General features: G+C 42.7%; 29 protein-coding genes and 2 pseudogenes. 9 read left to right on the top strand and 22 right to left on the bottom strand.

What is annotated here, in order from left to right; translation table 11 throughout:
- Positions 1-45 precede the first annotated feature (45 nt).
- The 9 genes from K6J74_RS05520 to K6J74_RS05485 form a co-directional block, all read right to left on the bottom strand.
- Positions 46-234 (bottom strand): hypothetical protein, encoded by a 189-nt coding sequence (locus K6J74_RS05520; protein WP_221271283.1) that lies wholly within the window; start codon positions 232-234, stop codon positions 46-48.
- A 20-nt stretch (positions 235-254) separates the two neighbouring features.
- Entirely contained in the window at positions 255-1,010 is a 756-nt protein-coding gene (locus tag K6J74_RS08630) for a hypothetical protein (protein ID WP_260321542.1), read from the bottom strand.
- Between the two features lie 140 nt (positions 1,011-1,150).
- Entirely contained in the window at positions 1,151-1,726 is a 576-nt protein-coding gene (locus K6J74_RS08625; protein WP_260321541.1) for an SEL1-like repeat protein, read from the bottom strand.
- Positions 1,727-2,072: 346 nt separating this feature from the next.
- The gene (locus K6J74_RS05510) at positions 2,073-2,582 is read right to left on the bottom strand and encodes a C40 family peptidase (RefSeq protein ID WP_221271282.1); all 510 of its coding nucleotides are present in this window, start codon (positions 2,580-2,582) and stop codon (positions 2,073-2,075) included.
- Between the two features lie 12 nt (positions 2,583-2,594).
- Positions 2,595-3,701, bottom strand: a complete 1,107-nt coding sequence (locus K6J74_RS05505) for a Cj0069 family protein (RefSeq protein WP_221271281.1) — start codon at positions 3,699-3,701, stop codon at positions 2,595-2,597.
- Between the two features lie 543 nt (positions 3,702-4,244).
- On the bottom strand, positions 4,245-4,574 hold the full coding sequence (locus K6J74_RS05500) for a DUF1104 domain-containing protein (RefSeq protein WP_221271280.1): 330 nt from the start codon (positions 4,572-4,574) through the stop codon (positions 4,245-4,247).
- A gap of 177 nt (positions 4,575-4,751) precedes the next feature.
- Positions 4,752-5,066 (bottom strand): hypothetical protein, encoded by a 315-nt coding sequence (locus K6J74_RS05495; protein ID WP_221271279.1) that lies wholly within the window; start codon positions 5,064-5,066, stop codon positions 4,752-4,754.
- A gap of 237 nt (positions 5,067-5,303) precedes the next feature.
- Positions 5,304-5,528 (bottom strand): helix-turn-helix domain-containing transcriptional regulator, encoded by a 225-nt coding sequence (locus tag K6J74_RS05490; protein ID WP_221271278.1) that lies wholly within the window; start codon positions 5,526-5,528, stop codon positions 5,304-5,306.
- Positions 5,519-5,749 (bottom strand): type II toxin-antitoxin system RelE/ParE family toxin, encoded by a 231-nt coding sequence (locus tag K6J74_RS05485; protein ID WP_221271277.1) that lies wholly within the window; start codon positions 5,747-5,749, stop codon positions 5,519-5,521. Before K6J74_RS05485 ends, K6J74_RS05490 begins: the two co-directional genes overlap by 10 nt.
- A gap of 39 nt (positions 5,750-5,788) precedes the next feature.
- On the opposite strand from K6J74_RS05485, the pseudogene K6J74_RS08910 reads away from it, so the two are divergent.
- The 7 genes and pseudogenes from K6J74_RS08910 to K6J74_RS05455 form a co-directional block, all read left to right on the top strand.
- A pseudogene (locus K6J74_RS08910) lies at positions 5,789-5,845 on the top strand (MerR family transcriptional regulator); the annotation flags it as partial.
- Positions 5,839-6,117 (top strand): MerR family transcriptional regulator, encoded by a 279-nt coding sequence (locus K6J74_RS05480; protein ID WP_260321742.1) that lies wholly within the window; start codon positions 5,839-5,841, stop codon positions 6,115-6,117. The pseudogene K6J74_RS08910 and the gene K6J74_RS05480, both read left to right, overlap by 7 nt.
- 193 nt (positions 6,118-6,310) lie before the next feature.
- Positions 6,311-6,957 (top strand): annotated as a pseudogene (locus K6J74_RS05475) (aldo/keto reductase); the annotation flags it as partial.
- Between the two features lie 125 nt (positions 6,958-7,082).
- Complete coding sequence (locus K6J74_RS05470; protein WP_221271276.1) at positions 7,083-7,544, top strand: aldo/keto reductase; 462 nt, start codon at positions 7,083-7,085, stop codon at positions 7,542-7,544.
- A 233-nt stretch (positions 7,545-7,777) separates the two neighbouring features.
- Positions 7,778-7,990, top strand: coding sequence for a hypothetical protein (locus K6J74_RS05465; RefSeq protein WP_221271275.1), 213 nt, complete (start codon positions 7,778-7,780; stop codon positions 7,988-7,990).
- Between the two features lie 918 nt (positions 7,991-8,908).
- Entirely contained in the window at positions 8,909-9,241 is a 333-nt protein-coding gene (locus K6J74_RS05460) for a hypothetical protein (RefSeq protein ID WP_221271274.1), read from the top strand.
- Positions 9,241-9,753 carry a RepB family plasmid replication initiator protein gene (locus K6J74_RS05455; RefSeq protein WP_221271273.1) on the top strand — a complete coding sequence of 171 codons (513 nt, stop codon included), beginning with the start codon at positions 9,241-9,243 and terminating at the stop codon, positions 9,751-9,753. The genes K6J74_RS05460 and K6J74_RS05455 overlap by 1 nt, the downstream gene beginning before the upstream one ends.
- 191 nt (positions 9,754-9,944) lie before the next feature.
- On the opposite strand, the gene K6J74_RS05450 is transcribed toward K6J74_RS05455, so the two are convergent.
- The 9 genes from K6J74_RS05450 to K6J74_RS05410 all read right to left on the bottom strand — a co-directional run bounded on the left by K6J74_RS05450 (position 9,945) and on the right by K6J74_RS05410 (position 18,044).
- Complete coding sequence (locus tag K6J74_RS05450) at positions 9,945-10,358, bottom strand: hypothetical protein (protein WP_221271272.1); 414 nt, start codon at positions 10,356-10,358, stop codon at positions 9,945-9,947.
- Entirely contained in the window at positions 10,342-11,373 is a 1,032-nt protein-coding gene (locus K6J74_RS05445; RefSeq protein ID WP_221271271.1) for a plasmid recombination protein, read from the bottom strand. Before K6J74_RS05445 ends, K6J74_RS05450 begins: the two co-directional genes overlap by 17 nt.
- A gap of 10 nt (positions 11,374-11,383) precedes the next feature.
- Complete coding sequence (locus tag K6J74_RS05440; protein ID WP_221271270.1) at positions 11,384-11,827, bottom strand: hypothetical protein; 444 nt, start codon at positions 11,825-11,827, stop codon at positions 11,384-11,386.
- A gap of 989 nt (positions 11,828-12,816) precedes the next feature.
- The gene (locus tag K6J74_RS05435) at positions 12,817-13,908 is read right to left on the bottom strand and encodes a hypothetical protein (protein ID WP_221271269.1); all 1,092 of its coding nucleotides are present in this window, start codon (positions 13,906-13,908) and stop codon (positions 12,817-12,819) included.
- A gap of 128 nt (positions 13,909-14,036) precedes the next feature.
- Positions 14,037-15,566 (bottom strand): DUF2779 domain-containing protein, encoded by a 1,530-nt coding sequence (locus K6J74_RS05430; RefSeq protein ID WP_221271268.1) that lies wholly within the window; start codon positions 15,564-15,566, stop codon positions 14,037-14,039.
- A gap of 54 nt (positions 15,567-15,620) precedes the next feature.
- Entirely contained in the window at positions 15,621-16,004 is a 384-nt protein-coding gene (locus tag K6J74_RS05425) for a hypothetical protein (protein WP_221271267.1), read from the bottom strand.
- Positions 16,001-16,396 carry an AAA family ATPase gene (locus K6J74_RS05420; protein ID WP_260321720.1) on the bottom strand — a complete coding sequence of 132 codons (396 nt, stop codon included), beginning with the start codon at positions 16,394-16,396 and terminating at the stop codon, positions 16,001-16,003. Before K6J74_RS05420 ends, K6J74_RS05425 begins: the two co-directional genes overlap by 4 nt.
- 14 nt (positions 16,397-16,410) lie before the next feature.
- A complete protein-coding gene (locus K6J74_RS05415; RefSeq protein ID WP_221271266.1) occupies positions 16,411-16,761 on the bottom strand; it encodes a P-loop NTPase family protein in 351 nt (116 codons plus the stop codon).
- 167 nt (positions 16,762-16,928) lie between these two features.
- A complete protein-coding gene (locus K6J74_RS05410; protein WP_221271265.1) occupies positions 16,929-18,044 on the bottom strand; it encodes a hypothetical protein in 1,116 nt (371 codons plus the stop codon).
- A 660-nt stretch (positions 18,045-18,704) separates the two neighbouring features.
- On the opposite strand from K6J74_RS05410, the gene K6J74_RS05405 reads away from it, so the two are divergent.
- Both K6J74_RS05405 and K6J74_RS05400 read left to right on the top strand, forming a co-directional pair.
- Positions 18,705-19,121 carry a hypothetical protein gene (locus K6J74_RS05405; RefSeq protein ID WP_221271264.1) on the top strand — a complete coding sequence of 139 codons (417 nt, stop codon included), beginning with the start codon at positions 18,705-18,707 and terminating at the stop codon, positions 19,119-19,121.
- 851 nt (positions 19,122-19,972) lie between these two features.
- The gene (locus tag K6J74_RS05400) at positions 19,973-20,539 is read left to right on the top strand and encodes a type I restriction-modification system subunit M N-terminal domain-containing protein (protein WP_260321540.1); all 567 of its coding nucleotides are present in this window, start codon (positions 19,973-19,975) and stop codon (positions 20,537-20,539) included.
- A gap of 773 nt (positions 20,540-21,312) precedes the next feature.
- Here K6J74_RS05400 and K6J74_RS05395 read toward each other — a convergent pair.
- The 4 genes from K6J74_RS05395 to K6J74_RS05380 all read right to left on the bottom strand — a co-directional run bounded on the left by K6J74_RS05395 (position 21,313) and on the right by K6J74_RS05380 (position 22,677).
- Complete coding sequence (locus tag K6J74_RS05395) at positions 21,313-21,615, bottom strand: SEL1-like repeat protein (protein ID WP_221271262.1); 303 nt, start codon at positions 21,613-21,615, stop codon at positions 21,313-21,315.
- 14 nt (positions 21,616-21,629) lie between these two features.
- On the bottom strand, positions 21,630-22,097 hold the full coding sequence (locus K6J74_RS05390; RefSeq protein WP_221271261.1) for a hypothetical protein: 468 nt from the start codon (positions 22,095-22,097) through the stop codon (positions 21,630-21,632).
- A gap of 7 nt (positions 22,098-22,104) precedes the next feature.
- Positions 22,105-22,425, bottom strand: a complete 321-nt coding sequence (locus tag K6J74_RS05385) for a hypothetical protein (protein WP_221271260.1) — start codon at positions 22,423-22,425, stop codon at positions 22,105-22,107.
- A 102-nt stretch (positions 22,426-22,527) separates the two neighbouring features.
- Positions 22,528-22,677 (bottom strand): hypothetical protein, encoded by a 150-nt coding sequence (locus tag K6J74_RS05380; RefSeq protein ID WP_221271259.1) that lies wholly within the window; start codon positions 22,675-22,677, stop codon positions 22,528-22,530.
- Positions 22,678-23,798 lie beyond the last annotated feature (1,121 nt).

Genomic DNA, 23,798 nt, shown 5'->3' with positions numbered 1-23,798 from the left:
AAAGCAAAACCCTAAAATCTAACCTCTCTTAGACAACGCTCTTGTTTAGGATAGCCCCCACTTTTGGGTGTATCCCCCCTTTTGTCCCTCATTTCTCATCACCCCCTTTTTAGGGCTAGGACTATAGGGGAGAGATTGCCCCCATTTTTTGGCTTTGGGGGGCGGTTTTAGGGAGGCGATCAACGCTAGGGCAAAGACCAGCCCTATTTGGGGGGGTGTTATGGGTTGTCCCATAGGCTGGGGTGTTATCGGCATCACAAGAGGCTATCATCAAATTCAACTTCCCCATCAGTATTCACTCTTTGATAGCCACTATCATAAGGTTTGGCAAATACTCTAAGATTTGTGTAATCTGCAAAAGCGTCAAAACGCCACTGGTTTCGCCCTAAAATTTTTGCAAAGCGAGCATTTGGGCGGTCTAGGGTATCGGCAATTTCTTTGATTTTAAGCTCTAACAACGCTTCATAACGCTCGACATTGTGTAAGCCGATATGCCCATTGATTGCCTTTGCTAAACTGAGGTTCTCCAATAGTCTTAAAAATACTCTGTGGTGTCGGCAGTGCAAAGCGACAAATTTTTGGATTTTAAGACACTCCATGAGTCTATCCATGAACTCTATGGCTTGTGTGGCAGCCAGCTTAAAATCCTCTAAATCATCCCTACCCTCATATGGTAGGTTATCCATTGAAGGGCGTAAAAATTTAGCACATTCGCCACTGCCTAACCTAGCCCCTTGTTTGCGGTAATCATCCGCTCGTTCATAGTCCAAACCTGCCAAACAGTCGTAAGCATCCACATAGCCCAAATCGATGGCTTTTTGGTAGAGTTGCATGACTTCTCGCTTGCTATGATAACCGCTAACCTCTTTTAAAGCTATACCCCACAGAGCGTAAGCCTCCACATCGCCCTTTTGGGCTTGGGTTTTTAAAAACTGCATGGCTTGAGTATAATATGTTTTTGCCATGTCATCATCGTCTTTATAATAAAGAAACATTTCAGCTAACCCCACATACCCCCTACCCTCCCCTAAGCCCACCGCTTTTTCAAACAGCTCTTTAGCTTTTTCTTGGCAATTTGTTAAGGTTTTGTCTTTAAAGACTTGGCAATGTTTGAAAATTGTTAAATAATCCTCGCTCTCTAGGTCGTCTTTTAGGGGTTTAACGCACTTATCACTTCCTCCCCACTAATCACCTCCCCACTGCCATACTCTGTAATTTGTGTGTCCCCATTCTCCATGTATATTTTGCCTAGCTCCACCATTGCCCCAACTGAGCCTAACTCAATCGCCTTTTCAAAACAACGCATGGCGACATTGTTATCGGGGTATAACACAATCCCCTCATACGCCATTTTACCCAGCTCTAGCCAAGCGCTGGCACTCCCCAAGTCTTTAGCCTTCATATAGTCTTTAAAGGCTTGTAAGGTATTTGCTCCATATTGCCATAGGGGTTTAACTTCAGGGGCATTGCTAGATTGTGTGCTTTGGGTTGTTTGTATGGCTTGTGTGTGGTTGGTGTTTTGGCTAGTATTTGTGTTTGTGCCTTGTAGAAGGGGGGCGTGGCTTTCTTGCAGGGCACTTAACAAATTTGCTAAATCCTCTAAGGATTTGGCTAAGTTCTTGGCGTTTTCTAAAGCTTGGGGGCTCTCTGTGGCGTTTATGAGAGCGTTTAAGTGGGTGGCTGTTTTCACCTTGCATTTTTTAAATTGTGCTAAGGCATTTTCCAACTCTGTGTCGTCCTCTGTGCTTTGGTTGTAGGCAGTTTCTAAAGCTTTGCTGAAAGTGGCGAGTGCGTCTAAAAGATGAGTGAATTTTGTGTTTAAATCCTCTAACTCTTCTTTAAGGGGAGTTAAATCACCCCCCCCCCCCCATATCCTCCAACACCGATAAAAATAATCTGTGGGCGCGTTTTGTGGCTTTTAGCTGTTGGCTTAGGTTGCTATGTGCCTGTTGCATCTGTGATCCTTTTGTTATGAATAGAAAGGGATTGTAGCATGGATAGGTGAATGGGGGTTATCTTTTTTTTTGCTCAGTTGTGGATGCCTTGTAACTCTTTTGATAAATCTCGCAGTTTTAAAACAACTCCTCACTTTTCAAGTCCCATACCCGCCAGTTGTCAAAATATTCCCCCCGAAATTTGTTTTCAATGTCCAGTAAGGTCCATTTTTGGCTGTCATGTTCGCCAGTCAAGCATTCATAGACGAAACAATGGCAGTTGCGTTCGTGCTTTTCTGTGGGGATGCCCATTGTGGGGTAGTCTAGGGTTTTGCCCACAAGGGCACGGGCACGCTCGGCGGCTTTGGCAAAGCCCACCGCCTCGCTCCCCTTACACGCCACATAAATACTCACTGCTTGTGTCCCGCTGATAAACTCTTTAGGGCTAGAGAGTTTCACCTCGCCCGAGCCTAAGAGCTCCACGATCTGCTGATCGCCGACATAAATCCCCGTGTGGGTGGTGGGGCCCACGAGGCGGCAGTATAAAATGCTGCCCAGCTTAGGGGTAACCCTGTCCCTTAAAACATTGTCAATAAAAGACTCGGCTAGATTGAGCGCAGCCGGTAAGCCAAAAATTAAGGGCAACATGGGTAATCCTTGCTAGCTTAATTTGTCCTCTACAATGTCAATGATCGTGTTGGCGACTTTGCGGGCGGTTTTGTCTAAGAACTCTACGGGGGTTGTAAAGCCCACACAAGAGCAGTTGATTTCGCCTAAAATGTATTTGTCTTTGCCGTGCTCATCGGTGTCTAAAATAAAATCTGCTGTCCAAATGAGGGGCAGGTCGTAATTGCCCAACTTGGTTTGGATATGGGGCAGCTGCCTTAAGAAGTAATGCACCAAGTCATCCCATTGCTCGGGTTTGTCGTAGCGGTATTTCGCCCCGCTAAACAAGGTCGCACTAAACGCATCTGCGCCCTCGGCGGGTTTTTTATGCACGACATAAATGGGGTGTTTGTAGAGCATTAAAATGCGAATCTCACCCTCCTTAATGCGGGGCAAGAAAGTCATATCCACCAACATGCCATTGTCCCCGACTAGGTATTTTTCACAAAAATCCATAAATTCGCCCAACTGTCTGTGCTCCACATGGTTATCTACTGCTTCAATGCATTTGATTTTGGCATTGAGGGGCACTTCGCTAGCTCCCTCAGGCAGGGGCTCTTCAACTTGCACATGCCAAATGCCCTCACCCGTAGAGCCACGATTTTGCTTTAAGACCCTTTCGCCTTTGGCTAAAGTCTTGGGGAAAGTCTTTTTCAAATCATGCTGATCGCCCCAAGCCACGCCAATGCGTTTAGCTTCAGCGGGGTCGTAGTAGGCGTAGGTGTCATCGGGCACTAACTCAGTGTCGGCTAACTTAGTGAGTGCGTCCTTAGCCCCGTAGCCAATCATCGCATCGGGGTGGGGCATGCCAATCACGCCATTGTCGCAGAGTTTGCGCAGCAAGTCAAAGTAGAGTTTTTCCTCTTTAAGGTTACCCGGATTGACCCGTGAAACATAGGCATCGGCAACCTTTTGCACATACGCATAAACCTCTTTGGTCTTTTCAGCGTCTTTTAAAAGGGCATCGGTGAGCTGCACCACCTCAGCGTGCCAGCCCAGTTTTCCAAGGTAGTCCATCATGGGCACGGTGTCGCGTCTATGCCCGTCCCTGCCTTTGTCCGTCCCGCCCACAGCCTCAAAAAACACCACATGTTTTTTCATAAAAACCTCCAAAAGATGATTGCGATTAGTCCGCTGGTGTTATTGTAGCATTTCTTATGGGGCTAAATAAAACAAATGGGGCGGATTAGGAAGCATTTTGGAAAATATCCTGCGCTGGACTAACTTACAAATAGCTTACAAATAGCTTAATAAGCGTGGATAAAAGCTAGTCATTTTGCGTGTATTGGCAAGTAAAAGGTTAGGCAACCCCCGATGAACTTGACCTAAGCCTTTGGGAGCTACTAGGGCGAAAATACTACAAGTGGAGCGGGCAAGGTTATGTGCTTGAGAAAAAATCCCTTAATCCACTAGAAAGCCCCACGGCGTTTGAGTAGCATACAACCAAGCGAGCTTGCGAACGAAACTCTTTGGGGGGCCATAGCGCATAGTGCTGTGGCCCCACTAGCGTAGGACATCCCGCAAGCTTTGTTTTGGTTAGTTTGTCCCTACGGAGGTAAGAGAGAAATTAAAAATAAACTTCCACCCCATCTAGCTTAGACATAACCCTCCAGTTTTAATTCTTTGACTACATTAATGCACGGGTCATCTTGGCAATTCTAGCTTGGACTGCCACGCAGATAGCTCATCCATGCGTTTGCTGATATTTTCCATAACCGCATTAGCAATATTTTTATCTGCCGTAGCAATAACCTCTCGATAAAACTCTTTGCGTTGTTTGGGATTCATTTTCTCAGCCCGTTTGTGAAGCTCCATAGCATAATCGGGTTCTTCTTTGGGAGAAATTTTGCCAGCCAACTTAATGAGGTCTGTATCATTTGTATTTTGATACGAAACTTCTTTTGTCGATGCTGATAGAGTGGTGCACAAACCTGCGAAAATCAGAGTAGAAATCCCTAATTTGAAAGACTGCATGTCGATCCATCCTTTGTAAAAAATACAGCCGTTATAACCATATTTTGTAAACCTTGCGTAGATTTGCAACTTAATTTTTAAAAATATCTCACATAAAACCCCAAAAAAGAACAAAAACAATGTTTGAACTTAACACCATTGCCGACATAGGCAAACACTACGATGAGCTCCAAAAGATTAAAGCCACCATGCCGCCATGAAAAAAAGCAAACTTGCTAGAGCAATACGAGAGAGCTTTGGGGATGGGATCGAGAAGGCTTTTGAGACCATGCTGACTGCCACAAAAGCTAAAAAACCTAGCAATGCACCTAAACGACCCGTAGGTCGTCCCAAGAAAGAATAACCCAAGCCCCACAACAAGCTACTAGAGCTCACAGAACCCACAAAGCCCACAAAATCATCCACGAAACCCAAAGCCACGAAAACTAAGACCAAGAAAAAGGGCAAAAAAGACAATGAACCAACAGCCCCAAAGACTGACCCAGAGAACACATAGCGTTTTTGGTCCCCTAGAAGGCTCGTAGAACGCCAAGGCAGTACAAAAACATTACTAAGCCCTCAAAATCGATTGTAGAGCGTTTTTGAGCGTTCTATGGCTATCTTCCCAACTTGTCTAGCTTGCCCCCTTCTCTTTATACCTTTTCTTTAGGTCATATAGCCTCTACAATCAACACTTTACCCCTAAGCCATACAACACCAATTGTCACCCCTATGACCCATGAACCTTAATCAATGCTTGGCTTGCGCTTGCAGGTTAAAGCCCAAATACTTCACTAGCTCCAAGAGGCTATCTCCCTTGGGGAGCTCCACCCCCTTAGATTTGGCAATCACCTCTAACGCATCTTGCAATTCCACTAAGTCCCCATCCTCTAAAACTGCATTGAGATAAGATAAACGCTTTTCATCGCTATTCAAAAATTCCACCACGCTAAAGGGGCTAAAAGTTACTTCCATGGAAACTCCTTTAAAATCTCTTGGGCTTTTTCAACATCTCTTTTTTGCGTGCTTTTGTCGCCTCCACAGAGCAAAATCACTAAAGTGTCGCCTTGCTTGGAACAATAGAGGCGATAGCCTGGTCCCACATGGACACGCAACTCAAAGATAGACTTTGTGATATGCTTGCAATCGCCAAAATGCCCTTGCTCCAAAGCCCGCAAACGGGCATCCCTTCGCATAAAATCCGTTTTTAGTGCGATAAAGGGCTATTCCCATTTGTGCAAAGCGATTCTAATGGCGTGCGTTACTTCTCTCAAAGCGATGTCGCGTGGGTAGAGTGGGTGCAGTGCTTGCGTGCGTGTGGCATGCCCCTAGCCACGATAAAGACTATATCCACTTATCTCAACAAGGCATGAAAAGTGCCCCACAACGCAAGGCGATTTTAGGGCAACAGCTTAAAGATTTACGCCTTCAGCTAGACACCTTGCACCAAGCAGAAGCTAAAATCGCCCATAAAATCGCACTCTATACGCAAATGATCAAAGAGCAAAAGGACTTTAACCCCCTAAGCCCTGCCTACACGGGCAAACCTAAAAAGACCCCTTGACAAAACAAATAGGGGTAAAATCTTTGTTAAGGGCACAACTGCATTGTTTAAGGGCACAACTGCATTGTGCCCCCTTGACAAACACTAGGTGTCAGGTTTTATAATCCTAAACACCTTCAAAATTAAAGAGAATTTATGACACATGGTGTTAGGACACTTTCAAGTCAGCCTTTTGGCTTTGGGCTGTATGGGCATGAGTTTTGGCTATGGTGAAGTGCATGACAAAAAAGAAATGACTAAACTCATACATAAAGCCTTTGAGTTTGGCATTAACTTTTTTGACACAGCTTAAGGTTATGGGGCTTACAACGAGGAGCTCTTAGGCGAAGCCATTAAACTCTTTAGGGACAAGGTTGTCATTGCAAGCAAATTCAGGATTTATAAGGATGAAGAAGGGGGTGGGCTTTAAAAACCGACTCCAGCCCTACCAACATACGCCAAGCCCTAGAGGGGAGTTTAAAACGCCTAGGCATAGAATGTTTGGATTTGTATTATCAGCACCGCATGGATACCAACACACCCATAGAAGAAGTTGCCCACACAATGCAAGAGCTCATTAAAGAGGGCAAAATCAAAGCGTGGGGGATGAGCGAGGCTTTGTGAGGCACATAACATTACCTATGTTGCCTTTTCACCTCTAGGCAAGGGCTTTTTAGGGGGCAAATTTGCCAAAAACACCACTTTTTTAAAGAGGACTTTAGAAATATCGTGCCCAAGTTTAGCCCAGAAAACCTAGCCCAAAACTACACCCTAGTGGAGTTGGTGCAAGACATGGCCAAAGCCAAAAACGCCACCCCCGCCCAAATTGCTTTATCGTGGATTTTATCTCGGGAAGAGATACCCCCAAAAATTAGCCGAAAAACGGGTAAATAAGAGCTTAACCCAAGCGGCGCAGCTAGCTAGTGACTCATTGGGGGTCTTTGCTCCCTTTGGGGGCACTAGAGGCTAGAGGGCAGAGAAAGATAGTGCCTAAAAATCCGCCCAAAAAGCGTTTTTTAGGCAAATTAGAGGTTTCTTGTGTGGGGCTTGGGGTGCAGAACATGGGACGCAAATACGACACCACTACACCCTATCGCCCCGAAATGATCACCGTGATCCGCCGAGCTTTTGAGGAGGGGGTAACTTTTTTTGACACAGCAGAGGCTTACGGACCTTTTGAGTCTGAGAGGATTTTAGGCGAGGCGATCGCGCCCTTTAGAAAGCAGGTGGTGGTGGCGACTAAGTTTGATTGGAATATCGATCAAAAAACGGGCAAACGGCTCCCCGGCTTAAACAGCGACCCCAAGCACATTAAAATAGTCGTGCATAATATGCTTAAACGACTGCGCACCGATTACATTGACTTGCTCTACCAGCATAGAGTCGATCCACAAGTCCCCATTGAGGATGTCGCGGGGGCTGTGGGGGATTTAATGAATCTTGTTTAAACCGATCTGAGGAAGTCTGTCATAGAAAGGTGGTGATGCAATGGCACAGACAAGGGGAGGTAGAAAAATAGTTACAGTGCGTCCTTATACAAGAAATGGCAAGCCTGTTAGAAGACATAGACGTTCAACACCGAATAGGTGAGTTTGTAGAGTGAGTCCCCACTTAAAATTAGTCCATTTGTTACAAGAGTGGGCGTTAAAGAAAAACGCCACACCCGCTTTAAATTGCCCTAGTGTGGTTGTTAGCTCAGCCCTATATCGTGCCCATCCCCGGCACAACAAACAAAGACCACATGCTAGCCAACACCGCTTCTAGTGCGTTAAAGTTAAGCCCTAGCGAAATGCAAGAAATCAATGCTACCTTAAATGCCATCAGCATTCAAGGTACACGCCTGCCTGATTTTGTGCAAGCGTATTCGGGCGTGGAAGCGCTGCTTAAAAAGTAGACTGCAGAACTTAGATCAAGGTTTAGTTTTATGTTGATTCCTTTAAGGTGTGGGGGAGTTTGATTGGTTTGTTAGCTTGGTGAACTTTTGCTGAAGTCCAGTGTTTTTTTCTATTTTTTGTTATTTTGTTGTTGCCTCACAACCACTTTTAACCCATAAACCATAGTTTGAACTCCCGCCCCCTAACCTTTCACTCTACGACCCTTTAAAAGCGCTTTAAACGCTATCTTTGTTTTATGGCTTCTCTCTATTTTGTTATCCAAAGATATAATTGTCCTAATTGACCAGTTTTTCACCCTCTCCCCAAGAAACATGATTACCCCCACAACCATAGACACTTTAAAGACTAAATATTTAATCCTCATTTCAAAACCCTCTCTTGGGGGTTTAGGGCTTGCCCCCAAGACTTATAGATGCCAAGCGCAAGCTTGGCTTACCTTAAACTCACTCAACCAACTTTTCAACAAAACTCAAAAAATTTTTTTCACAGAAGAAAGAGGAAATATGTAACACGGGCAAGTGCGCGCCCGCACGCGGCTTTTAAAAAGATAGCTTTTTTAGACCCTTTTTAAGGCATATTAATGTACGGCGAGGGGGTTTAGCCATAAATTCCGCATATTAAAGCTATAAATTCCGTCTTTAGCATAACTTTTTAAAATTATATATTAAGACCGAATAGATTTGGCATTAAAACTTAAGTAAAAAAATCAATAAGAGTCGCTTTCGGCAACGAAATTGCGGTAAATTAGACAAGATATAAAAATGGATAGCGACACCTTGGTTCAACGGCTTAAAACCCTAAAGAACGACTTAGGTGGGTTTAGCACTTTAGAACTCCAATACACCAACAACCCTGATTTACTTAAAAAGTACTCCCGGTAAAGGTAAAAATCCTCAAAGAATTAGTGCAGATCATTTTTGTCTAACGAGTGGGAAAGCAATGATACAGAGGGGATCAACACTTCACAAGAAGCTATAAAACGCCTAAAGCACTTTAATGCTTTAATGAACGAACTACAAGAGAAGTTAGACAGCACCACAAGTCCCATGTTACAAGAGGGGCTAGAAATAGGTATTAGAGATTGTATAGATAATATGCAAAGTGTTCTAACCACACGAACCGAGATAGATCCAAGGGACAAATCACAAACTGTTGCCACCACTAAAAACAACACTACAAAAATTGTGCCCCACAAGACCCTCCTAAAGAACCCCCACAGTAAGAGTTACAAAAAGACTCAGCCCTTATAGTGCAAGATCCACAAGTTATTCACAGACGAGGGCTTTTGGCTTCCAAAGACATCCCATCTGCACTTGCAAAGAACTTAAGCATTGTTAATAAAAACCAAATTGTCATGCACAACAACATCTGTAAAGTCAATTTAGGGCATTTAAGTGAACTCGAGAATAATTTGCTATTTAGCCTTTTTAACCGTCTAAAGGATAAGCAAGACACTTTTGTGGTTTTCACGCCAAAAGAAGTAAAACAATTAACAGGCGATCCCAAAATCTCTAATACAGATTTGCTAAGGCTAGCAAGAAATTTAATAGACAATCTCATAAAGGCAAATTTCAAGCAAATTATACAAGGGAGTGATGGGGACAGCGGAACGAGCTTGCAAGCGTTCTGTAAAACAGACCGCTTAATTCGAATTAAGCGACCCCTCATATCGGGGTTTTCGTCCGCAAGCTCACCGCCTAGTTTGCCCTTGCAGGGAGCTAAAGACAAAAACAAAAATGATTTTGCGCTCATAATGCGCTAAAATCTTTGGCAAACACATGAGGAGTGCAACAATGGGAAACATTGCCTCAATCAATTTTAAACCTACAAACAACATACAGCTACAACATAACGACCGCACATTACCGCCCATATATTTGCTAGCTAAAGAGCTAGGCTATGGCTGTGAGTGTAATAGAAGTGGGAAGGCCTTACCTTGTTGTCCCTCTCGTTCTAGGGGCGTTTCTGTGCCTTTAATGGGGTTTCTACGGGTTCTTGGGCAGAGCTTGTGTCTTTTGGAGCAATTTCTACGAGTTCTTGGGCGGATTTTGCGCCATTTTGGGCGGTTTCTAGGGGCATGCTAAAAACAGCGGAGTGCTTTGCATTTATAGAGGCCTCGCCCTTGTTATCAATGTTTTTTGAAACTTCCATGTTGTTGTCAGCGGGCGTGGAGGCTTGGATAATCATTGTAGGTGCATCGGCTTTGATTTGCACACTTTCTTGGGATTTGTTAGCAAGCGCGCCGGCAAGCGCGCGATTAAGCCTTTCGATTTCCTCCGCTTGATCGCTAACTTGTTTGTTGCGCTCTTCAAGGGCTGTGTTTTGTGTATCTAGCGTGGTCTTTTGGCTTTCAATGGTTTTTAACACCTCTTGCGCTTTGGTTTCTATGGCTCTTCTTATCTAGGGTTGTAAGCTCATTGTTTAGGCCTTTTACCTCAATCAATGCGCTGTAAGCGGTGTTTATAGCGGTTTCTAGGTTAGTGAAATTTTCCATAACAACTTTAGGTGTATTTGGCTTGCCTCCGCTTGCAAGCGCACAAAGTGTGCTTAGATTTGTCGTAAGTTGCCTAATGCCCGCCTCAAGGCTAGCTTTGGCTTCATCGGCTTTTGTGGGTATGTCCTTGCTATCCATGCCCGCTAAAGAGCAAAGGCTTTTAAAATCCTCTAGGCGTTGTGCTTTCACTTGATCGGGGCTAAGGTGTTTTTCGTATTGCTTTTGGGCTTCCTCTTGAGCTTCCTTTTTGGCTTTTTGTTTTTCCTTTTCTAATTTGGCGCGGTAACGCTTCTTTTGGGCGTTGGCGATGGTGGCATATTGCCGTCCATCTACATGTTTGTGTCCGCTGATCTCTACAAGCTCCCCCCGCTCCATTTTAAAAAATTCCGCTGTCCATGTTTGCAAATCTCTAAGAGCTCCGCGGTTTTTGTAAAACTTGCGCTTTAGGCTCTCGCCATTGTTTTCATCTAAAGTGATCCACTCTAGGTGGGCGTGGTAATTGTAGGTAACGCCTCCCTCTATGGGGTCGGGGTCGCCCTCATCTCTGTGGATCACAGCTTGGTAGCATTGCCAGCCATACCGCCTATGAAATTCAGCAACATAAGCCTTAACTTCCTCTAGGGTGTGGTGCGCCTCCAAATTCACTATTCCCGTATAATTAAAGTCTGTGGCAATAAACGCACGCCCATTGTGGGTGTTGCTGTAATCCTTTTGCGCTTTTAGGACAATGGCTTGCTTGAGCTCTAAAGCTTGATCTGCATAATTCCAAACCTCTATGGGTTTTCTCAAGTGCTCGGGTAAAAGATAGTTAGGGGGGATACTTCTATCGTTATAGCGTTCTTGGTTGGGGTTCTTGCGTTTCTCAATATGGATACTTGCTTTTGCCATTTACACTAACCTAAAAGGGCATGTCATATTCATCTTGAGAGGTGGGCTTTAAATCAGCGTTTGCCACTTCGGCGTTCTCTATGGGTTGTTTAGGTTCTTGTGTGGATTGCCAAGAAGTGTTTGCTAAATTTACATTTGGAGCTTGAGCAGGGCTAACAACAAGCTTTGCTTGCCCGCCATTGCGCATTTTTTTGTTGAAGGCGTTCTTAGCTAATTGCGTTTCATTGGCAAAGAACTGCACTTGTGCGTGCGCTTCCTCTAATTTGATCTGTGCTTGTATGTAATCGTTGTGCGCCTTGTTGTATCTATCCATGAGAGAATTAACGCACACACCCAATTTGCGGGGGCTCAAACCTTCGTAATATGCTGCGCCCTTACTCTGTGGCTTGCGGTTGCGTTTTTTAGGTGGTCGTGGTTGCTGTTCTTGGTCTTGCCCTTGCGTTTCAGTATTCATAAAACCCTCTCCATGTAAAACGGAGGCTTTATATATACCTCTTGCTACCGCGTGTTCTAGCATATTTTTTTGAAAAAGGCCATAAAGTATAAAGGGGTTGTAAAAAACTAATGAAGTTTTTTCCCACAAAAAGCGCGCCCACGAAGGCACAGAGTGGACGCAAGAGAAGGTGTTTTTAGCCCCCTGCAAGGGCAAACTAGGCACTAAGCGTAGCGTCCCTTTAAGGGTCGTGCATAGTTTGTAAAATACTAAGTCAGCCCGCTGTGCTTAAAGAATTACCCATGTGTTCGTAGCGATGCAAACACATGCACGGCAAGTGTTAGAGAGCGTGCAAGCACATGGCAAACAAGGGGCAAAAAATTGCTTAGACTTTTTCTAAAGTTTCTTTAGGGATTTTTTTGTGTCAGTGTTGTGATCTTGCAAAGCAACACAAGGCGACACACCTACATGTGCACTAGGGTGCGCCATTATGCAAAGCTTTGCGCTAAAGCGGGCGATAGAGTGATAATTTATAATAGATTAGATATTATTTAAAATATTAATTATTGTGTTTAATACAATATTTATTGTTTAAAAATATAACTTGATAAAAAGAAATAAGTGTTAAAGTGATAATAATAGTCTCATTTAGAGAGATTACCATACATGACACTAGGACAACTTGGAAGTGATAATCATTTTATTGGTGGCGCTAAACTGTTGCGTCATGCTATTGCTATGGTTGAAGAAAGATACAAGTATTTTGGAATCAAGTTTTATGTTACTGGCTTAACGAAAGCCTCTTAAAATCTCCCTTTGTTTGTATAGTGCGCCAAGAGAAGCCCTGTAGTGCTTAGGTGGTTAAAGCCCCTCTTATGTACCAATAACTGAAATTTTGCCAACTCTCGCACAAGCGCAAGCTGTGGTTGGTGTCCTCTATAGTTGCGCTAAAGATTTTTATCTAGGCTGCCTAAAAATCTTTGTTTTGTGCACAAAACACCGCGTATAATCTAGCCCAGCTCTTTCATTAGAAATTCCCTCAATTCTCCGAGTTTTGGGCTTTTTTTCATTTCACAAAAGCATAAATCAAAAGTGTGTTGAAATTTTTCGTTTTCATCCCAAGAACTTCTCAAAGAACACAACTCCATATCTCCTCCATAAAGTTTTTGCCGCAACATTTGGCTATGGTTGCTGTTCACAACGAAAGATTTAATGCCGACACCATCGCCTATTTTTGTATTCACATTTTGCACTGCTTGTTTTAGAGCCAAAACCTGTAAGCGTGAAACATGCGCTATGCTGTCTTTAAAGACCCCACGATCGGTTTGTATGCCATCTTCAAGCACTATAAAACCATAACCCTTGCCTGCCACAGCGTCCAAATACACCTCTACGCTGTTTATATAGCGCGAAAACGCGGGTAAGGGTTTAGCGATGGTCCTGGGTTTCTGCTCTTTATGGTATTTTTTTCTTAATAGGTCTGAGATATTGACATAGTCTCCGTGGTTTTTGGCTTTTTCACAGGTTCGATGCGCGCACCGCACACTCACTTCGGACATGATAAACTTGGGATCGCTTAAGGGCTTACGCACTAAAAACATATTCTTAAGGTAATCGCACAAGATTCTAAATTGCTCCCAAAAATGATCGATCGTGTATCTCTCTAGGTCTAAATGCAAACGCACATCTACAAAATATTGCTCGAATGGTACGGCTATGATGTCATCCACACAAGAATCGTCCCAGCTATAGCCATCCATAAAGGTTTTTGTCTCCCAATCAAAGACGCACTCATATTGGCTCAAAGTTAAAAGAAAGACCAAGGTTAAATAGACCTTATCCCCACGCGTGTCGATTCTAGCCTTGATTAAGTCGGATTGCAGATCAGCGCAATCCTCAAAATGTTTATGGATGCCTAGGACTCTAAAGCGATCACAGCTGCCCTCATCAAAAAAAGAATCCTCCTCTGTCATGGCTCTAATCGCCCCTAGCAACACATCGTCTCTACTAAAGTTCTTGGCAAGTTTGGCTTCAAAATTCCACTTTGTCTCGTCTGCTTCCATAGCACCCATTAAATCCAACATGCCATCTATCCACTTCATGTTTTGGCTCCTTGACAAAACTCCACCTTTATTTAACATGATTGCCGACAGCGACCAAAATATAATTTACTTGAAACATGGCTAGTGGCGTGTAAATGGTTTGCCTTCTACTAAAGGCAAGGGACCCCCTACACCCCCCTTAACACCTCTAACACTTTCACCATCGCCAAGGTGTCTAGCTTGCAATACTCCAAAAGGGCTTTTTTGTATTTGTCTTGTTCGGCTTTTGGCATGCTAGGCATTTTGGCGTAGATGGCCATCGCTTCTGTGCCCTTATGCACCAATTCCAAATCCTTATAAGCCCTTTCAAAGTCTGGCACTAAAGCAGGTAAGACCTCTTTAATGCTAGAACTGCCATGCATACTTGGAGTGTAGTAGTGTTTCTTGCTAAAAGGGATTTCTAAGTCAATGATGTTTGCACTGATGGCAAGCAAGGCTTTACTTAAGTCTGGATGCGCTGTTTGGAATAATTGCGCCAACTCTTCTAATCTTCCCTTTTCAAATTGTGCATGGTAAGCCAGCACACACGCACCGCTAGGGATGTCTGCCACCAATCTTTGGGCCAATTCTAAACGCCCATCTGTGCCACACTCGGCTAAAAACTCCCTATGTTCTAACTTGCCATCACCATAATCAATGTGGATAGAGTATTGAAAAGGGATTTGCCCATGTGGTTTGGTGCCATCAAATGGAGGGATGGCGGGTTTATAAGTTTCAAAATCCAAATGATAGACGGGGTATCTTATGGTTTTCAAAAACTTGTTAATCTCCTTTTGATCGGTGTGTGCCTTGCCATTTAAAGCGCATTCTACCTGCACTCTTTGATTGTCTGTGAGATCTTGGATGTCCTTCTCTTTTAAATCTTTAAAAAAGATTTTCTTGTCTTTATACCACTTCATGACCTTAGAACTAAATTTGAGGTTTGCAATGGCAAAAATATGCTCATGCCCTACAATCCCCCGCTGTTTCTCCCAACAATAATGTTTAGCCGAGCACTCATGGGGTTTATTGCAATGCGCCCCAATGTCGGTATCTGGCTCTTGTGGGTTTTCTAGGGTTTGACGCATACCTTCTAAATGCTCAGGCATTTGGGCCTGAAAATCCTTGACAAACTCTAAAAAGTCGTTTTTTAAAAACAACTTTTCTAAATCCAACGCCCCTTGTCTCGTGTAGGTGTTGTTTAGGCAGATTAAGTAAACCACCTTAATGTTGTAACCTAAACCTTGCAAGACATAGTATTGCACGGCCAAATCCCATAGATACGCCTCTTTGGGAGGTTTCGCTTTGGTGTCTTTAAAGGCGCTCGTAGAGCTTTTCACCTCATTTAGCACCACACCATCGCTCTCTACTTGCAAAATATCTACCTTGATAAAAATCCCCTGATATTCAAAGGTGGCCTCATAAATGGTTTTAACACCTTGCTTTAATAATTCTTGTGTGCGTGCCACCATTTGTGCTGTATCTGCGTTATAAGCCACTTCCACTCCACTAGGGAATAACTTCTGTGCTAATTGCCCCACCTCTTTGCCCTCTTGCATCTTATCGTCCAGTTCTCCATGCGCGTCATTGGCTTTCTCTAAAATCTCTGGTTTGTGTTCTGCAAGCCACAGCATTTTAGGGCATTGCATGCCTTGGATAAACTTAGATTTAGACAACATCTCTTCTCCTTTGTGATAAAATTTGTATTTTGCCATTTTTAAAACACCCAAGCATTAACCATTTTTCTTAGATGTGTTTAATGGAATCTTCATGGGCTCTTTTTTGTTTGTGATGGTTTCTGCCGTGATGATGCACTTGTAGCCACGCCACCTTTCCATGTCAAATCTCAAAGGATGGATGATTTTGGCTAGAAGGGTTTTAATGGCACGCATGCCCGTCCCCTCTTGCATGGCTTTCTCAATAAGCACCTCTTTAGCTCCCTCATCAATTTCTAATACACTGCCATGCTCTCTAAAGTTGTCTTTGAAGGGTTTGGACTCGTTGTCAATGGCATTAGATAACATCTTATGATCGACAGGCTCTAACACCACAACATTGCCAATGCGCCCGATAAACTCTCTAAACAACCCACAGCGTTGTAAATCCTGACTGCTCACCTCTCTGAAGTTGTACTAGGCGGTGTAGGCTTAGTGTTTGTAAAGCCAATGGAGTTTTTAGGCTGTGTTGTTGTATTTAAGCTCGTATAAAGGTCCTTAAAATGCCCCGCAAAGATGAATAAAATTTCATCGGTTTTAAGCGTGATGTCTTGTTTATCGTGGGTGAAGGTGACTGTGTGCCCTTCCATGGGCTTTAGTAGTTCAGTTTGCACCAAAGATTTAAACTGCTCGTTAGTCACTTCCATGCCCAGTTTATCCACTTCATCTAAGAAGATCACCCCTTTTTGGGCTCTTTCTATGTTTTTGCCTGCACTCACATACAGCCCAACAAAGATACTCATCAATTCCTCACCCTTCCACCCCGTAGGTGTTAAGTTAGAAGCATCAGCGATGTAGTAGGGGATGTCTAACTTTTTAGCAGTGTGGTCGTCATGAAGGTCTTACCACTGCCTGAGGGCCCGATTAAAAGCATGTTGGTTTTAGGCATGCAAGGTTGCCCCATAAAGCGGGCATAATGGTCGCTAATCGTGACACAAAGTGCCTTCTTAGCCTCTTCTTGACCGCTCACACAGTTCAAGTATTTGTAGAGTATCTCTGGAGTGTAAGAAATTTGTGGCTCATCTAAAGGATATATGCCATCTTCTAGCATCCTAGATAACAATTTTTCTTCTTCCTCTACAAGAGCCTCATATTGTTGGTATTCCCACTCATCAAATTCTTCTTGAGTTATTGGTTCTTCTTGGGTCGTTTCAGACATTGAGGATGGCTGCTTTCTTTGTGTAGAGGGGCTGCCCTTATTGATTCCAAGGTTGTCCAACGTAAGCAAAGTGCGTATCTCGTGTATGGGTGTGGACTTTTGGTTTAAAGAGATAGCAAGGGGGAAAAAGTTAGAAGCCTTATCAACACACCATCCATCATCTTTTCCTAAAATCCGCAAGGGGAGTTGTAAATGACTGAGTAAAAGCACACACAACGCCAAATCATCAAGGGAGTGGATTTGTCTTGTAAGCGATACAATATCGTTCGCTGCATTGATGTGAGCTGTTTTAACAAGGCTTCTAACGTGCCTCTAAAGTTATATTTGTTCAAAATTTCTTTTAAGCGTGCAAAAGCCCACAATCTAAAAGCAACAGGGAAGTAATAGTGGTGTGTACTTTGTGTAGGATGAGATACGCTTGCAAAGCAGATATGGGCATCTTTTAACGCTCTGTCTAGTCTTGGCATATGCGCGAACTTTAAAAACCCACAATCTCTTTCTAGCCACAAGCGCATGAGTCTTTTAGATGAATGTGATGGTGTAGAATCTAGGGGTTTTTTGCATAAAATGTCGATCAAGCGTTTAAGAACAGCTCCATCCTTCTTCTCTTGTTTCTCTAAAAACTTTAAGAAGTGATTCATGGATTCTCGTGGCAATGAAAATTTTGGAGTGCTCGCATTGGGTGTAATCGCAAACACCAAATCCCCATCCACACAATAGGGTTGTAATTTACAAAAAGCCTTGTGCAACTCAAAATCATTGCCCTTAAAAGTCTCTAATAAATCTTGCTTAAAAGTTTCAAAGGAGATTTTAAAATCGCCAAACAAGCCTCCATAATTGCTCTTTAGATAATGCTGGGCGACATGATCGCAAATTTGCTTAGAAAAGGAAAAGCACCCGCATATAAATTTTTCAATTTGAGCAGAGTTTGCAAAAAGTTGTTTGGGTTCTATGCTTTGGCGTTCTTGGCAGATTTGGGGGAAAAACCAATACTCCCCACAATCTTGGGCAATTTGGGAAAAATCAAGCTTTTGGACTTCTCTTTCTTCCCCTAATTTAGGAAAGTCCCAAGCCTCATCTCCCAACTTTCTGCCCTGTTTTTTTAACAAAGTCTTGGCATAGGCTTCATGCTCTTTGACAAAATCAAGGGCATAATTTTTAGGCAACTTGCCCCCATTTTTAAAAATGCGCTTGCTGATGCGTTTTGCTAAATCGTAACGCACATCCTTTCTAATGAGAAACTCTCTCAACTCAAAGTAACCTACTTTTGCCACTTCTTGCATCGCTTCCCTTTCAGTTTTTATTAAGGTTATCGAAAAACACAACCATGCTAAAACACTTTAGCTTAAAAGAGTATAAACAAATATTTAATTTCACAGACTTAGCACGAGATTTGATTTTTATTAAGCTTTTATGTATAAACATTTTTTGAATTTCTTAAAAAGGTTGATTTTGTCAGAATCTCCAAACCATAACAATAGCCCACAACAAAAACCTGCTTTGTCTGTCATCGTGTGTAGAGGGCGCAATAAAAACTATTTAGAAGTGCCTGAGGTTCCAGTAGATCACCGCTTCGATCTTTTCACGCCTCCGCCTCCTAGAAGATACCCACTGGGTTTGTTTCATAAAAAAGTTTAAAGCGTTTTGAAAGGCTTTATCAAAAAGCCAAAGAATGCAAAGACCGCAGACAGGGCAGAAGAAGAAGTGGATTTGCCCCTTTAAAGGACAACACACTATTAAAGCTTGTCTTTAATGTCTATGAACACACGACCCATAGCCAAATCACCCGTCTTATAGGTAAAATTGCCCGCTCTACGAGATTTGCCCTCCTGGAATACACCAAAATCACACCTGTTGCTTACGAAGTGTGGTTTTTCACTTTGGATTTAAAGAGCGGCAAGCAATTGGCAAGGTATTCTGCGGCTTTGAGTAAAGAAAACCTAATGCGTTTTCAGAGTTTGATTTATGAAATCTTAGACCCAAAGACAGAAGTGCCCGAGCAAGGGATGTTTATCTCCAGTAAAGAGTATTTAAGACTCACACGGATTGAGCAAGAACACCAAGACTTACAGGCTAAACTCAAAGAAGTTGAAACAGACACGACTAAACTTATTGATGCCCTTGAAGAGTGGTTATTCCTTACAAAGCTCACAAATGCCAACACTGAATTAGAATACCTTTGGCGTTTTTGTGAAAAGGCAAATCCCTTTATGAAAAAGTATTTTGGAACTTTGATCGGTCTTAAGGAGTTTGGGGGACAAAGGGCTTTGAGCTACTCTAATTCGAGCATGCAAGAGCTGGAGCGGATTAAGAGAGAGAAGAGGGGGTTTGGTTTGGCTAAAACACCAACGACTAGCTAAGAATGCCGCACAAAATGGGTTAGATGACAAGCCTGCTAGGGTGTTTATCTGTCCTTTCTCTTTATTCCTCTTTTTGCCATGGCAAAGCTAGAAGCAATGCGCCGTTTAAGTCTTTCGTGTTTATATGGCTTTAATTGCGCATTGTATTTTTTTAATTGTGCTCTACACACCTTCAACTCCTCTCGTTTTTCTCTGCGTTCTTGTAAAGAAGTGGTGATGTTGTCCCAAGCAAATTTAAAACATACATTCTTACACCATTGTGTGTCAAAAACAAGAGTGTGTTCATTTAACAAGTGCCCTAAGCGCATCCATAAATCCTCGTATTTTAAAGTAGGGCGATCTGCTAGAGACCTAAAATGGGGGACATTCTCCAAAAGATAGGAGGGCTTTGTGTGTAAAAAGACATAAGAGGGCTGTCCAATACTCCCTAAGACTTACATAGAGTATACAAATACATCCGATCCAAATCCCAAGACAGCACGCTAGCAGGTGGCACGCCCTGCAAGATGTGTTCTAGGTGTTGCCAAGGTGCAAGCTTTCTTTGCTCTAATGATTTATTCTCAAAATCTTTTAGTCCAAAGGGCGGTGGGGGTGTTATACGGGGTTTTAGGGTCTGTGTTGCTTTCTTTTTTCTGATCATTGTGTTTAGTGTACTCTTATTTATTTTTCAATTTAAATTACAAACTATGAATAATACTTAGCCACACGCAAAATGCCTAAATGACAAAAAATATTTAAAACACGATACCAAGAACTAATCCATTGGCAGCACTTGTGCTAGAATGTTAAATGTTCAAGAACAAGAATCAAGGATTAGTCTTTTCTGCCTTTTCATCAAAGGAGAGAGAGTTATGGATGGCACACAATTTCAACCCATTGTCAATTTTATTTGGAATATCGCAGATTTGCTAAGGGATCATTACACAAAGGGCAAGTACCGCGATGTGATCTTGCCCATGACCGTGATCAGGCGTCTAGATGCCGTGCTAGAACCCACAAAAGTAAAGGTGTTGCAAAAACAGAGGGAAGACGAGGAGCAAGGCTTTCCAAAAAGACATAAATATTTATGCAAGGCAAGTGGTTTTGACTTTTACAACACATCTCATTTTACCCTTAAAGAGCTCACAGCCCACCCCGCAGAGCTTAAAGCGAATTTCAAAAATTACCTAGAAGGCTTTAGCCCCAATGTTAAGGACATTTTAGAGAAATTTAAATTTGAAGTCCAGTTAGATACCTTAGACAAAGCCGGTATTTTGTTTGAGCTTGTGCAAGAATTTTGTAGCACTAAAGTGAATTTCTCCATTTCTCCCGTTTTAAATAATCAAGGCAAGGTAGTTCATCAGGGTTTGAGCAATTTAGGGATGGGCTATGTCTTTGAAGAGTTGATCCGTAAAGCAAATTTAATATGGTGCGGATAAACTTTAAATCAATCTCTGCTAACTTGTCCTTTTTGCAAAATTTCCTTTTTAAATCTCTTGTCCAACTCACTGAACCCCCCGTGTCGATCTGCGTGTCTAAAAATTTATAGGCATCGGCGGGCTTGGTCTTAGGGGGGAGCTTTGCTTTAAAGGATTTGAGATCAAAATTAGCTAAATTTTGATGGTAAATGCGGTGGGCGTTTTTAAGGGTGTTCTCTAAAGTTTGGCTAGAGGGGTTAATCACCCACTCATTACAGCCACTTGCAATTCCCCTAGTTTCTGCAACAAAAACACTTGCCTCACCCTTAGCTGGCTTTAAGCCGATAAAATCTCGGTAGTTCCCCCCCCATTGTCATCGTCTTGGCGTTGTGTCTATTGGCGGAATGATGCTTGGTGATGTGATGGGGAGTATTTATGTGCGGATTGGGTGCTATTTACAATGTTTCCCTAGTAAGACCTTGCTATTTTAACATACCCTTCAGTCTTACCATTGCCATAACAAATCCCCCGAAGCCATTGTAGATATCGAAGCAACCGAAAAACACACTTTTTAAACACCAAAGACATGTTTAACTCCTTGCAAAGATTGTATTTTAGGCTTTTCTACTCTCTCATTTCTTGCAATGCTTCCTTAGCTCCTGGGGTTTGAAACTGCACCGCCTTTTGTAAAAACACTTTAGCGGCTTGTTTGTTGCCCGCCTGCTCTTTTTGTGTTTCAATTAAGAAGTGTGCCCACTAATAGCCCTAAACCCCATTGTTTGGAGCGTGAAAAACTAAAGACCATGTTTGTCCTTTTCTTGTGGTTTTGAGCAATTATTAATCTTGTGGGTTTTGTCTATATTTTTTAAAGCCGCTAAAGCCATTAAATCCCCAAAGTCTGCCCCTTTTTGTAAAAACGCTCGGGCTTTTTGCAAGTCTTGTTGTACCCCAAAACCCTCTTGGTAAGCCTGCCCTAGAAATCTAAGAGCAGTGATGACAATCCCCCGACTTGTCGCTTGATTGATTTTATTTTTGGCATCAATAGGGTGGAGTTTGTCTAAATTGATATGTTCCCCACCGCTTAAATCCGCTAACAAGCCCTCCCATATCTTTATAGCTTTGAGATATAACCTTGAGAGTGCATGGGATTGGTCAGAGCGTAAAACTCGGCAATGGCAGCACGGATTCTAAGAGAAGCCGCCCCTGTTTTAGACCCCCTTTGGGCTTGGTAGAGTTTTAGGGCTTTTTCATAGCACGCTAGGTATTTATCAGGATCGTTTTTAATGACCCCGCCCGTTGTTGTGGCACTTGCTTGGTTATAAAAATTAGCAAGTTGTGTGGTCGCTAATGCACTACCTAAATCGCCCGCTTGTTGGTAAAAGGCTTTTGCCTTTGCTTTATCTGCAATGAAAGAGAGCATGGCTTCATAGAGCAATTTTTGCACTTTTTGGTTGGTGCGATCCACTGCTTGTGCTCCCTCGCCTGCTAATTCTGTGGCAAATAGTTTTTGTGGTGGGATGGGGGGTGTGGCTATTAGAGTGCTTGTGCCTAAGAGCAAGATAAAGAGGGGTTTAAACATGGGTAGCCTATTTAATTTGTTCTTTAGCCTTTTCATAGCCAAAGTCAAACGCCTTTTCTAAGAATTTTTCAGCTTTAGCGTTGCCTTCCTTTTTGTAAATCATACCCAAGTTATAGAGCGTTTGCGCTACATACGCCTTGAGTAGGGGAACCTTGGCTAAATCCGCAACCTTTAAATTTTTTAATCTAACAAATCTAACCAAGTACAAGAATAATGGTATGACAAAATAGGATAAGATGAGTCCAATAGATCCTAAATTCCCCTCGCCACCATTGTTCATGATCAGTTGCTTATAGTACTTTTCTGCCTTCCCCACACTTTTTTCCACTCCTAGACACTCTTCATACATTAGAGCTAAACTAAAAGGGCGACAGTCAAAGGCCTAGAGTAGTATCTTTTTGACCGTTTCTTGTTTTGTCTAACCACAGATTCAAAGTATTTTTTGCCAATTTGGGTCTTGTTGCATCCCCACGCCACACAAATATGCCATCCCCAAAAACGCTTCTCCTAAACTGTCTCCACTTTGGTAGGCTTGATGGGCTTGGTTGAGTGTTTGGGCATCTACGTCATCTTGCATCAATACACACCCTTTTTGCATAAGCATATCGCTACTTGCGTTGGCTGTTGCCTAGAGTCTTGATAAGCCTGCAGAGGCACCAAAGACATCAATAAAAAGACCAATAGCACACCGATGCCATTTTTCACACGCAATAACATTTTAACTCCTTGGTTGTGTTTTTGAATTTTTAGAATGGACGAAAGTGTATTTCTTAGCAGTCGCACAATGTATAGCTTTGGTCTTTGCACACAGTAACCAGCCTCTACAATCTATGACTAAAGAAAAAAAGAGAATGAACAGATGAAAGCGAGGATTTAATGTTAACTAAATATTGCTAAAATAGCTTGCCTTTAAAAATACATACAAGGAGTTCTCATGGATTCACGAAATAGGTGTGATAGGGAAGATAGGCAAGAAAGAAGAGAAGAAGATAGGCAGGATATGAGAGAAAGGGAAGACAGACGAGAAATGCGTGAAGATTCACGAGAAAGGTCTCGCTCTTAGTTTCCAAGGTTTGCATTCCTCTCCTTTCGCTTGGGGGAGAGGTTGGAGTGTTTCCATTTTTTTATTGATGGTTTCTTGCGGGCGATCTTTTCGTTCCACGGGGACTGTCCTACAAGAGTATAGCAAGAATGTAAGAGCTTGATAGAGCTTACCGATTAAGGTTCGCAAAGTTAGAACCTGCTGTTTCGCTTCTGTGCTCCCACAATCCCTCACGGTTGCTTCTAACCTTAGAACTGTGTTTTGTATCTTTGACCATCTTTATATTCTACGAGCCTTCTGGGGGATAAAAATGCTATGTATTCTCTGGATCGTTGGGTTTAATTGTTGGGTTTATCGTTTTGCCCCTATTCTTTTTCTTGTTTTTGGCTCGTTTTTGAGCTTTTTGGTTTCATCTTGGGGTTGAGTAATATTGTCGGTTCAAGGGGTTCTTGCTTTCTAGGACGGCCTGCGGGGCGTTTTTGAGATTCTGTGGGTTTTTGGCTTTTGTGGCACTTAGCATGAGCCCAAAAGGTTTCTCCTATGGCAGTTTTTAGTTACCAAAGAAAAATTTTTATAACAATAGGCATGACCAACATTAACGACCTTGTTTATAGGGTAGGGATAGATGCTCTCTATAACTCCTATGAAGGGTAACAAAT

Origin of the sequence: Helicobacter sp. NHP19-012 (assembly GCF_019703325.1) — a bacterium.
In the GTDB taxonomy this organism is placed as follows: domain Bacteria; phylum Campylobacterota; class Campylobacteria; order Campylobacterales; family Helicobacteraceae; genus Helicobacter; species Helicobacter gastrofelis.
The sequence above is the reverse complement of the archived record's forward strand: the minus strand, read 5'-3'. Positions and strand labels throughout refer to the sequence as shown.